At 45.9% G+C, this 12,684-nt stretch carries 9 protein-coding genes; all 9 read left to right on the top strand.

The features are described 5' to 3' along the window. Positions 1–82 precede the first annotated feature (82 nt). The 9 genes from ACE1CM_RS18305 (at position 83) to ACE1CM_RS18345 (ending at position 12,647) form a co-directional block, all read left to right on the top strand. Positions 83–2,107, top strand: coding sequence for an adenylate/guanylate cyclase domain-containing protein (locus ACE1CM_RS18305; protein WP_374879078.1), 2,025 nt, complete (start codon positions 83–85; stop codon positions 2,105–2,107). A 12-nt stretch (positions 2,108–2,119) separates the two neighbouring features. Continuing rightward, positions 2,120–3,628 (top strand): diguanylate cyclase domain-containing protein, encoded by a 1,509-nt coding sequence (locus ACE1CM_RS18310; RefSeq protein ID WP_374879080.1) that lies wholly within the window; start codon positions 2,120–2,122, stop codon positions 3,626–3,628. A 126-nt stretch (positions 3,629–3,754) separates the two neighbouring features. Next, positions 3,755–3,883, top strand: a complete 129-nt coding sequence (locus ACE1CM_RS18315; RefSeq protein WP_374879082.1) for a hypothetical protein — start codon at positions 3,755–3,757, stop codon at positions 3,881–3,883. A 346-nt stretch (positions 3,884–4,229) separates the two neighbouring features. Next, positions 4,230–7,874 carry a pyruvate:ferredoxin (flavodoxin) oxidoreductase gene (gene nifJ / locus ACE1CM_RS18320; RefSeq protein WP_374879083.1) on the top strand — a complete coding sequence of 1,215 codons (3,645 nt, stop codon included), beginning with the start codon at positions 4,230–4,232 and terminating at the stop codon, positions 7,872–7,874. A 92-nt stretch (positions 7,875–7,966) separates the two neighbouring features. Further along, entirely contained in the window at positions 7,967–8,587 is a 621-nt protein-coding gene (locus ACE1CM_RS18325; protein ID WP_374879085.1) for a 4Fe-4S single cluster domain-containing protein, read from the top strand. 135 nt (positions 8,588–8,722) lie between these two features. Further along, positions 8,723–9,322: a flavodoxin family protein gene (locus tag ACE1CM_RS18330; RefSeq protein WP_374879087.1), complete on the top strand. Its 600-nt coding sequence runs from the start codon at positions 8,723–8,725 to the stop codon at positions 9,320–9,322. A 198-nt stretch (positions 9,323–9,520) separates the two neighbouring features. Beyond that, entirely contained in the window at positions 9,521–10,165 is a 645-nt protein-coding gene (locus tag ACE1CM_RS18335) for a methyltransferase family protein (RefSeq protein WP_374879088.1), read from the top strand. 163 nt (positions 10,166–10,328) lie between these two features. Continuing rightward, positions 10,329–11,345 carry a dihydroorotate dehydrogenase-like protein gene (locus ACE1CM_RS18340; RefSeq protein ID WP_374879089.1) on the top strand — a complete coding sequence of 339 codons (1,017 nt, stop codon included), beginning with the start codon at positions 10,329–10,331 and terminating at the stop codon, positions 11,343–11,345. Positions 11,346–11,564: 219 nt separating this feature from the next. Beyond that, positions 11,565–12,647: an ATP-dependent 6-phosphofructokinase gene (locus ACE1CM_RS18345; protein ID WP_374879090.1), complete on the top strand. Its 1,083-nt coding sequence runs from the start codon at positions 11,565–11,567 to the stop codon at positions 12,645–12,647. Positions 12,648–12,684 lie beyond the last annotated feature (37 nt).

The following is a 12,684-nucleotide window of genomic DNA, read 5'->3' on the forward strand; positions in this document are numbered from 1 at the left end:
CATCTCGATGAGTTTGATTACAAGAATATTTTGGCAATAATTGCCGAGATATCACCGCAAGAACCCTTAGCATAAAAATAATATGTCGCTGAATCACCACCGCTGTAAGGCAGAAATATTAGTTGTTGACGATTGCCCTGCCAACTTAAAATTGTTAATCAATATTTTACGAAAAAATGGGTACAAAGTTAGACCTGTTACAGATGGTATTTTAGCAATAGAAGCGGTAAAAAAAAGCAAGCCAGATTTGATATTGCTCGATATTCTCATGCCCAATATAGACGGGTATGAAGTGTGTAAACAACTCAAATCAGACCCGGAAACAGAAAAGATTCCGGTCATTTTTTTAAGCGCGCTTTCTGAAGGGTTAGATAAAGCATCAGCGTTTCAAGTAGGCGGGGCAGACTACATTACCAAACCCTTTCAAGTTGAGGAAGCATTAGCGCGGGTGAACCATCAACTCACCCTGAAGTCTTTACAAGCGCAACTACAGGAAAAAAATCAACAATTAACCGAACAGAATTCCCGACTGAAAAAAGAAATACGCGATCGCAGACAAGCGGAGATGGAAATTCGCCTGCTTTTGGCAACCTCCCACGCCATCCATCGCGCCCCCGACTTGCACGCCGCCTTTAACGATATCCTCAAAATGATCTGTCAAAGTTTGCAATGGGATTTAGCAGAGACGTGGATTCCCAACGGCGATGGCACAATCTTAGAATGCAGTGAAGGTTGCTATTTAAAAGATGCCAGTCTTTCAGACTATCGACAAAAAAGCAAGCGATTAACCTTTGCACCCGGAGAAGGAATTCCCGGTCGAATTTGGCTATCCAAGCGTCCCGAATGGATTGAAAATATTTCTGAAGTAGATGGGTCAGCTTTCATCCGAGTTGAAATTGCAGCAAGCGCGGGATTAAAAGCAGCTTTTGGCGTGCCGATATTGGCGCAAGATAAAGTTTTAGCGATTTGGATTTTCTATCAAAAACAAATCAGTGCTTATCAATCCCGGATGGTGGAATTAGTGCAAGCAGTTGCCACCCAATTAGGAGCGATCGTCCAGCGCAAGCAAGCAGAAGATGCCTTACGCATTGCCGAACAACGATATCACAGCATCGTTGAAAACGCGATTGATGGTATATTTCAATCAACGCCAGAAGGACGGTATTTGAGCGTTAATCCTGCCTTAGCAAGGATTTATGGTTACGCTTCTCCAGAAGAGTTAATGCTTGCCATGAAAAACATTAACGAGCAATTATATGTTGACCCCAAGCGACGCAACGAATTTATCGCCGCCATCGAAGTTGATGGCGCTGTATCTGGGTTTGAATCGCTAATTTATCGTCAAGATGGAACGCAAATTTGGATCTCGGAAAATGCTCGCGCGGTGAGAGATTCTACCGGCAGGTTACTATACTATGAAGGCACGGTATCTGATATTACCGAACGCAAGCTGGCACAGCAAGCTTTGGAATTGCAAAAAGCCCAGACCGAACGATTGCTGCTGAATATTTTGCCCCAATCCATCGCCACGCGCCTGAAAGCTGGGGAAACACCGATTGCCGACCAATTTGAAGCAGTGAGCGTATTGTTTGCCGATCTAGTGGGATTTACCAACTTTTCCGCGCAACAGACACCAGCAGAATTGGTAGAAATACTGAATGCAATTTTTTCCGAATTCGATCGCTTAGCAGAAAAGCATCGGTTGGAAAAGATTAAAACGATTGGGGATGCTTATATGGTAGTGGGAGGATTGCCCGTACCGCGTCCCAATTATGATGAAGCGATCGCTCAAATGGCACTCGACATGCTGGGTGGAATTAACCGACTCAACGCCAAGACAAACCAAGCATTTCAAGTGCGGATCGGCATCAACATCGGTACCGTCATCGCCGGAGTCATCGGCAAAAGCAAGTTTATCTACGACCTTTGGGGCGATACCGTCAACGTTGCCTCGCGCATGGAGTCTAGCGGAATGCCGGGAAAAATTCAAGTCAGCGCTGCCACCTACGAATGCTTAAAAGATCGGTTTGAATTTGAAGAACGGGGGATAATAGAGGTTAAAGGTAAAGGAGAAATGCTCACCTACTGGTTGAAAGGAAGGCATTGAAAAAAAAACTCTATGAACTTAACATCCAGCAACAATTATAAGGGAAATATCTTAATCGTTGACGATACAATAGCGAACTTACGCTTATTAGTCAATCTCTTGCGGGAAAATGGCTATAAAGTTCGACCAGTTACCGATGGCAACTTGGCGTTAGAGGCGATTCAAGAAAAGCATCCCGACTTAATCTTGCTGGATATTATCATGCCGGATTTGTCTGGATACGAAATTTGCCAAACCTTGAAAGCTAACCCGAAAACCAGAGAAATTCCCGTGATTTTCTTGAGTGGACTTTCTGAGGGGTTAGACAAAAGCAAAGCATTTCAAATCGGCGGGGAAGATTACATTACCAAACCATTTCAAGTCGAGGAAGTATTGGCGAGGGTAGCTCTTCAACTCACCCGGCGATCGCTGCAAGTCCAACTGCAACAAAAAAACCAACTGTTGAGTCAACAAAACGCTCAGTTGCAACTCTTACTAAAAGCAACACAAGCAATTAATTCTGCCCCCAACCTTGACGCCGCTTTAGAAAAAATTCTCGCTTTAGTGTGCCAAACCATCGGATGGGATTTGGGCGAAGCTTGGGTGGTCAATTCAGATAGATTTGTCCTCGAACGCAGTTGGGGTTGGTATGCCAACGAGGGGAAGCTCGAAGAATTTCATCTGTTCAGCAAAACGTTGATATTTCGCCGTAACGAGGGGATGCCGGGGCGAATTTGGGCAACCAAACAACCTGAATGGGTACAGGATATTTCCCAACAAGAAGTGCAAGTTTTTCCCCGTTGCCATTTAGCTGCCGCTGTGGGACTAAAAGCAGCATTCGGAGTTCCCATTCTCTTCGATAACCAAGTTCTTGCCATTCTAATATTTTTTAGCAAAAAAAATTCCACACCTGAAGATCGTTCCCTGGAATTGGTGAATGCGATCGCCACTCAGTTGGGGTCGTTCGTGGAGCGAAAACAAGCGGAAACCGCACTTTTTGCCGCGAACCAAAAACTAGCGTTACTCGCTACTTTGGATGAGTTAACAGGTGTTGCCAACCGCCGTTATTTTAACGAACACCTGGCACGAGAATGGAGCAGATTAAAACGAGAGCAAATACCCCTGTCGTTGATTCTGTGCGATATTGATTATTTCAAACGCTATAACGACTACTACGGACATTTAGCTGGGGATGTCACTTTAAAGCAGGTGGCACAAGCAATTAGAAAAGTTCTCAAGCGTCCAGCAGATTTGGTGGCGCGTTACGGCGGCGAAGAATTTGTCATCCTGCTGCCGAACACATCGATGGCAGGAGCGGTGCAAGTTGGGGAATTAATCCGACAACAAGTGCAACAACTCAAAATTCCCCATGCCCAATCTTTAGTCAGCGATTATGTGACTTTGAGTTTAGGAATTAGTAGTTTAGTACCCAGTTTGAAAGAGTCGCCAGAAGTGTTAATCAAAATGGCAGATGAGGCACTTTATGCAGCAAAAAGACAAGGGCGAAATATTGCGGTTGCTCGTCAAGCTGTCCTGGATTGAGAAAATTTCAGTTGACAGTTGACAGTTGACAGTTGACAGAAGCGTAACGCACCATCAACGCTAATTGCTAATAGGCATATTTTTTCTGTAGGGTGCGTGACGTTGTGAGCATATTTCAACGTAGCAATGAGACTGGTAACGTCACGCACCAGCCAGCAATTGCGATCCGCAGCTTTAGTCCTGTACGCAATTGATAACATTACCTTTCAGTGGACAACCGACAACCGACAATTATCAATGAAAAACTCGGTTTAGAGCCAGGTGATTCTAGGACGGTGACTAACTGCCAACTGTCAACTGTCCACTGTCCACTGTTAGCTTCTGGATGCAAAGTTTTGCAACATTAGCTGAATAAATATTTTAATATCCTTGCCAAAAACGCGGTTTTGTGAAAATTACCGTCGTTGGTAAAATTATCCGCGCCAAAAATGCTGGAAAGTCACCAGCGCCTGACAAAAGAGCGGGTTTTAATCGCTCAAATCCGACAGCTTCACAAGTTCCTCAAATTTGTTGTCTACCTTGAGAGTGAGCCAGATCGGTCATGGGTCAGCACTCAGGGGTCAACTGACAACTGACTAAAGGCAAATGACGAGGTATAACAATGAACAAGAGAACATTTGCAACCATAGATGGCAACGAAGCAGTTGCCCAAGTCGCTTACCGACTCAATGAAGCGATCGCAATCTACCCGATCACCCCTTCAACTCCGATGGGCGAATGGGCGGATGCGTGGGCATCTGAAGGCAAACCGAATCTCTGGGGTACCGTTCCCTCCATCATCGAGATGCAGAGTGAAGGGGGCGTAGCGGGTGCAATCCACGGCGCGCTACAGACGGGTTCCCTCGCCACCACGTTCACGGCGTCCCAGGGATTATTGTTGATGATCCCAAACATGTATAAAATTGCCGGAGAACTCACGCCTTGCGTCTTCCACATCGCCGCGCGCAGTCTCGCCGCCCAAGGGCTTTCGATTTTCGGCGATCACAGCGACGTGATGGCAGCGCGTGCCACTGGATGGGCGATGCTGTGTTCTGCTTCCGTGCAAGAAGCGCATGATTTTGCATTAATTGCTACGCGAGCATCGTTAGAATCGCGGATTCCTTTCGTGCATTTCTTTGATGGGTTCAGGACATCCCATGAAGTGCAGAAAGTAGAAATTTTGACCGATGACGACTTGAGTTCGCAAATACCGGCAGAATTAGTATTGGCGATGCGCGATCGCGCCCTCACTCCAGATCGTCCCGTCATTCGCGGCACGGCACAAAACCCGGATGTTTACTTCCAAGCCAGAGAAACCGTCAATCCTTTCTATCTCGCCTGCCCGGATATAGTTCAAAAAGTAATGGATGAATTTGCCACACTCACCGGGCGGCAATATCAATTATTTGAATACCACGGAGATCCAGAAGCAGAACGAGTCATTATATTGATGGGTTCCGGTTGCGAAACCGTTCACGAAACCGTAGATTACCTCAACAATAAAGGCGAAAAAGTCGGCGTTCTCAAAGTACGGTTGTATCGTCCCTTTGATGCGAAACGGTTTGTAGAAGCCTTGCCAGAAACTATCAAGAGTATCGCCGTTTTAGACCGGACTAAAGAACCCGGCAGTGCTGGCGAACCCTTGTATGTGGATGTAATTACCGCTCTCATCGAACAAGGTCGCACATCGATTAAAGTCATCGGTGGACGTTATGGGTTATCTTCTAAAGAATTTAACCCAGCAATGGTTAAAGCCGTTTTCGATAACCTCGCCGCCGCCGCACCCAAAAATCACTTTACCGTGGGAATTAACGATGACATTACCCACACCAGCTTAGACTACGACCGGGAATTTTCTATCGAACCCGATAGCGTTGTTAGAGCTATTTTCTACGGTTTGGGTTCGGATGGCACCGTCGGCGCGAACAAAAACTCGATCAAAATTATCGGCGAAGAAACCGATAATTATGCCCAAGGTTACTTCGTCTACGACTCGAAGAAATCCGGGTCGGTCACCGTTTCCCACCTGCGATTTGGTCCGGAATTAATTCGATCGACCTACTTGGTAGATAAAGCCAACTTTGTCGCCTGTCACCAATGGGAATTTGTGGAAAAATTCCCGATTCTCAAAGAAATCGTGCCGGGGGGAACATTCCTACTGAATTCTCCTTACGCTGCCGATGAAGTTTGGCACAAACTGCCCAAATCGGTACAAGAGCAAATAATCGAGAAACAACTCAAATTTTATGCGATCGACGGCTCTAAAGTCGCCCGCGAAGCGGGGATGGGGGGACGCATTAACACGGTGATGCAAGTTTGTTTCTTCGCAGTTTCGGGAGTGCTGCCGCGATCAGAAGCGATTGAGCAAATTAAGAAATCAATTCGCAAGACTTACGGCAAGAAAGGCGAAGAAATCGTGCAGATGAATATCAAAGCCGTGGATCAAACCCTGGAAAATCTGTACGAAGTATCCTATGGTGGATTAAACGAAGGGGAAGAAGAAAATAAATCCCCAATTCCCGATACCGCACCCGCATTTGTCCGCGAAGTTTTAGGCAAGATGATTGCGCGGGAAGGGGATGAACTGCCCGTTAGCGCATTACCTTGCGATGGTACTTTCCCCAGCGGTACTACTAAATGGGAAAAACGCAATATTGCCGAAGAAATTCCCGTTTGGGACCCGAATGTTTGCGTGCAATGCGGTAAGTGCGTTATGGTGTGTCCCCATAGTGTAATTCGCAGCAAAGTTTACGAACCAGAAGAACTGGAAAATGCACCGGAAACTTTCAAGAGTACTAACGCGAAAGACCAGGATTGGAAAGGGTTAAAATTCACCATTCAAGTTGCGGCAGAAGATTGTACCGGATGCGGCGTCTGCGTCGATGTTTGTCCGGCGAAGAATAAATCTGAACCGAAACTGAAGGCGATTAATATGGAACCGCAATTGCCATTGCGGGAACAAGAACGGCAGAATTGGGATTACTTCTTAAGTCTTCCCAATCCGGATCGGCGCGAATTGAAGCTGACGAAAATTGGTCAGCAACAAATGCAAGAACCGCTGTTTGAATTTTCCGGTGCTTGTGGCGGATGCGGCGAGACACCATATCTGAAATTAGTGAGTCAATTGTTTGGCGATCGCATGTTAGTCGCCAACGCCACCGGGTGTTCTTCCATCTACGGCGGTAACCTGCCAACAACGCCTTGGACCCACAACGCCGAAGGACGCGGACCCGCTTGGTCGAACAGTTTATTTGAAGATAACGCCGAATTCGGATTAGGTTTCCGCGTCTCGATCGACAAACATACCGAATTTGCCGCCGAATTGCTCAAAAAATTGGCAACAGAAATCGGCGAATCCCTCGCCACAGATATCTTAAACGCCGAACAAAAAGACGAAGCGGATATTTGGGAACAAAGGGAACGAGTTGCCCAGTTGAAACAACGCCTAGATCAACTGCTGAATTCCGAACCAGAAGCAAATCTAAAATACAAACTCCAAAATCTGAAATCCCTCGCGGATTATCTAGTCAAGAAGAGCGTCTGGATTATAGGCGGTGACGGTTGGGCGTATGATATTGGTTACGGCGGTTTAGACCACGTTTTAGCCAGCGGACGTAACGTCAATATCCTCGTATTGGATACCGAAGTTTATTCCAATACTGGCGGACAAATGTCCAAATCTACTCCCCGGGCAGCAGTGGCTAAATTTGCCGCCGGAGGAAAACCCGCAGCTAAGAAAGATTTGGGTTTAATTGCCATGACATATGGCAACGTTTACGTCGCCAGCGTCGCCATGGGTGCGAGGGACGAACACACTTTGAAAGCGTTCCTAGAAGCCGAAGCATATGATGGCCCATCGCTGATTATTGCTTATTCCCATTGCATCGCCCACGGCATCAACATGATGACCGGAATGCAACAACAAAAAGCAGCAGTAGAATCCGGTCGTTGGTTGCTTTATCGGTACAATCCAGAACGGGTCAAACTACACGAAAATCCGCTGCAATTAGACAGCCGTTCTCCTCGTTTTCCAGTCGAACAATCGATGTACAACGAGAACCGTTTCAACATGTTAAGGCGCAGCAAACCAGAAGATGCGAAACGGTTACTAGAAGCAGCGCAGTCAGATGTAAATACCCGTTGGCAAATGTATCAATATCTAGCTGCAAGGCAGTTAGAAAAACCCGCCAACGGCAACGGCAACGGTAATGGCTCAAACGGTGAATCAAAACCACCCAAGGAAGTTGTGAAAACGACTGAAGGCTAATAGCTAATAGTTAATTGCTAATTGGTAATCGAAAACCCCAATTAGCAATTAGCAATTACCAATTACCAATTACCAATTACCGAGAAACAGCCATGAACTCCACAACCCAATCGGTATCAGAAGTAGAAATTCCCCCCGGTTACCTCAACATTATGGGTTACGTTGACGAATCAGAAGTCAATGGCCCAGGCTGCCGCGCCGTGGTGTGGGTACAAGGTTGCAAGCGAGAATGTGCTGCATGTTTTAATCCCGCTTCTTGGTCGTTTGAAATTAACCAATTAATTGCGGTAGATGAATTGGCAGCGCAAATTTTAAACAATCCCCGCAACGAAGGCGTTACTTTTTCCGGAGGAGAACCTTTCCTGCAAGCACCCGCCCTCGCTCAATTAGCCCGAAAATTAAAAGTAGCCGGTTTAAACGTCATGTCTTTTAGCGGCTATACTTTGCCAGAATTGCAAGGGGAAAATGCACCCGCAGGCGCAAGCGAATTACTCGAACAATTAGACATTTTAGTCGATGGCCCTTACGTGGAATCTTTAGCGATTAATTCTCCTGATTCGCCCGTCTCTTCCCGCAATCAACGGGTGCGGGTATTGAATCCAGCTTTTGAAGATAAAATCACCTGGGCAAGCGACCAAGTAGAAATTCACATTTTCAAAGATGGAACCCGTCTGATTACTGGTTTTCGAGGACAAATGGGTTTGAGTGAATGAACGAGAGAGTTGAGATCTGGACTTACGCAGCGACACCAAATATGGTGCGTTACGCGCTTCGCTAACGCCCCCTACAGATAGAGGCTTTGCGTAAGTCCTGGAAATTTTAAATCGAATCTCAAAGGAGCGTATTTTATGAAAATCTTAACAATTTTAGGAAGCCCAAAAAAACATGGTAACACTGCTACAGTGTTGAAACAATTTGAAGATTTAGTTGCCCCCGTGCATCAAGTGGAACGGATTAACGTTACAGATTACAAGATCAATGGTTGCTTGGGATGTAATGTTTGTCAGGACAACATTGATGAACCGGGATGCGTGCAAAAAGATGATGCGCTAGAGATTCTCAATCGCATACTAGCTGCGGATGTTGTTGTTTACGCCACACCGTTATATGCCTGGTCTTTTTCGGCTCAAATGAAAACCTTACTTGACCGGCATTACTGTTTGGTTAAATCGAAAGATCATCAAATCATCCATACACTAGGTGCGGGGAAGCAAACAGCACTCTTGGTAACTTGTGCCGGTCCAGTGGAACAAAATGCCGACCTGATTCAAGAGATATTTGACCGCATGATGGCGTATTGTAGTTCTCACGTAATTGGCAAATACGTCGTTCCCTTCTGCACTACTCCCGACGAATTAGGCGAAAAAGGAGAAACTTTTGCCAAGCAAATGGCGCGAGAGATTGCCGGAGTCGAAGTTGAGAGTAAAATGCTATCAACAGCGTGCTAGCTAATGATGAGAAGCAGGTGAGGAGATGAGTAGGTGTGAGGTATTTTCAGTGAATTTTGGGGCAGGCAGGACGCCTACCAAACAAGCAAAAATTAACTCTTGTGGGATGGGCATCCTGCCCGTCAGAAGCCAGAAAAAAATGTCTGATTTTTTATTTCTTTTTTGCTGAATGTTTGACTATTTTTACAAGGAGGATTTATGAAAGAAGCAGTTTGGAGTCATTACGGACGATGGGAAGCCGTAATTTTGTGGATAATTCTCTACGGTTTGTTTGTAGCTTTTATACCTTTTTACAAAAAGAGTCAGAAACATCCGACCAGCGTTTACTTAGCATTTGTCGTCGCTTTTGCTTTGGAAATGTTTGGCATACCGTTCAGCTTGTATGTCGTGACATGGCTATTTGGTTTTACACTTCCTGAAGGGTTCCTGTGGGGACATACTTTGATTAACCAAATCGGCTTTTGGGGCATGTACATCGGAGTTGCTATATCCTTAATTGGCGCGCTTTTAGTAATTCTGGGATGGAAGGAGATTTACAAACATTATTGGAGTAAGGAGGAAGGAAAAGGCAAGCTGGTAACCAAGGGAATCTACTCATATATTCGTCATCCGCAATATACAGGTTTCCTGCTGATTACCTTGGGAATGATTTTTGAATGGGCAACGATTCCTTTGTTAATTATGTGGCCCATTCTAGCGGCTATATACTATCGTCTTGCTAAGAAAGAAGAGCGGGATATGGAGAAAGAATTTGGACGCGAATATATCGAGTACAAAAGAAGAACCTCCATGTTCCTACCATTGCGGTGGAAAAACCACAAAAGAACGCGAGTTCATCCATAGCAAGATACGAGTTATATCAAGTTTGGTTACATCGGTAGCTGCACGTCGGGGCGGGTTTAACGAAATATCTCGTGCCCTCCACAGAATGGTTGGTAAAACCCGCCCCTACTATACACAACCTTTGCAGTACAGGATATTAATGTAGAACGAAGGAGAAACGAATATGGATTTAACGACTACTTACATGGGATTGACGCTGCGATCGCCTCTAGTCCCCTCCGCCGCAGCACCTTTAACAGAAAATGTTGCTAATGTCAAGCGGATGGAAGATGCGGGTGCAGGGGCAATTGTTTTGCATTCCTTATTTGAGGAACAAATCCGGCAAGAACGCTACGAATTGCACCATCATTTAACTTACGGCACCGAAAGTTTTGCCGAAGCCCTCACTTATTTTCCCGAACCAGAAATCTTTCACGTGGGCGTAGAAGAATACCTCAATCACATCCGCATGGCTAAACAAATGGTAGATATTCCTATCATTGCTAGCCTCAACGGTTCCACCGTCGGCGGCTGGATCGACTACGCCCAACAAATCGAACAAGCAGGCGCAGATGCACTGGAATTAAATATTTATTATGTCCCCACTGACATGTCAATGACCGGCTACGAGGTCGAACAAAACTATATCGATATCCTTCGTGCTGTTAAGACGGCGGTGAAAATTCCAGTGGCGGTGAAGCTTAGCCCTTTCTTCAGCAATATGGCAAATATGGCTAAAAGATTGACAGAAGCTGGGGCGAATGGGCTGGTACTATTTAATCGGTTCTATCAACCAGATATCAATCTAGAAATGCTGGAGGTTGAACCCAATGTTTTGTTAAGTACTCCTCAAGCAATGCGCCTCCCAATGCGCTGGATTGCAATTCTCTACGGTCGCATTAATGTTAGCTTAGCGGCTACTAGCGGCATCCACAAAGCACCGGATGTGCTGAAAATGCTGATGGCAGGTGCGAGCGTTACCATGCTTTGTTCCGTCCTGCTGCGCCACGGTATCGAACACATGCGAGTTATCGAGCAAGAAATGCGCGAATGGATGGAAAAACACGAATACGAATCTGTCAAGCAAATGCAGGGTAGCATGAGTCAGCAAAACTGCCCCGACAAGAGTGCTTTTGAACGGGTGCAGTACATGCGAGCGATTCAAAGTTATAAACCCGAATCGGTAATGGTTAATGGCTAATGGCTAATGGTTAATGGCTGGCTAATAGCTAATGGCTAATGGCTAATAGCTAATGGCTAATGGCTAATGGCTAATGGTTAATGGCTAATGGCTAATGGCTAATGGCTAATGGCTAATTTTAGATTTTACATAGCAGATCTGAAATCAGCAATTAGCAATTAGCAATTACCAATTAGCAATTACCAATTACCAATCATCAATCACCAATCACCTAAACATATGAAACCGCAAAAACGGATTGGCATTCTCACTAGCGGCGGGGACTGTCCCGGACTCAACTTTGTGATTCGTGCTGTGGTTAGACACGCGACGCTGACCTATGATTGGGAAGTTGTGGGCATTCCTTACGCTACGCAAGGACTCCTGGAAGGCAAGACGATGCTGTTGAATTGCCACGGTTTAGATCTGCACGGTATCGATCCTTTGCTGAGTCTGGGCGGCACTATTTTGGGCAGTATCAATAAAGGAGATACGTTAGCGCAAGCGAGCCAAATTCTTGCTAGTTACGAGAAGTTAGGATTAGATGCCTTGATTGCGGTGGGTGGCGATGGTAGCTTGATGATTCTTCACGAGTTAGCTTTGCAGGGCAATTGGAATTTGGTCGCAATTCCCAAGACAATTGATAACGACGTGGCACAAACTGTTTGGTCGGTCGGGTTTGATAGCGCGGTAAATACGGTTGTTGATGCGCTTAACCGCCTAATTTATACCGCTGCCAGTCACGATCGCGTGATGATTGTAGAAGTGATGGGACGCACGGCGGGACATTTGGCGCTTCATTCTGGCATTGCGGGGGGTGCAGATTGTATTATCCTTCCCGAAATTCCCTATTCGATTCAAGGGATTTGCAACCATCTGGCGGAACTACGCAATCGCTGGGGACACCGTTTTGCGATCGTTGTCGTTGCGGAAGGCGCTAAAGTAGCAATCGATACCAAGGATTGCGAAAACGTTTGCCAACCCAATCAAAAGCCAACCTGCGGCATGGGACAATATATCGCCGATCAAATTATTCGCTGCACTAACAATCAAATTGACGTGCGAACTTCCGTTTTGGGGCATATCCAACGGGGCGGTCTTCCCTCTGCTTTAGACCGCTTGTTGGCGACAACTTTTGGCAAAGTTGCCGTGGACATGGTGGCGCAAGAAAAATACAACTGCATTGTTACTTGGCAAAATGGACAAGTCGTGCCAATGCCGATCGAAGAAGTATTGCAACACAGTCCGTCAGGTGTAGATCCTAACGGGTATTTAGTTCAAACCGCTCGCTCTTTGGGTGTCTATTTGGGCGATAGTCAATAGACCTCTGGCAACAATACCTGGGGCGGGCAATACGTCC

Source organism: Microseira sp. BLCC-F43 (assembly GCF_041929235.1).
GTDB lineage: Bacteria > Cyanobacteriota > Cyanobacteriia > Cyanobacteriales > Aerosakkonemataceae > Microseira.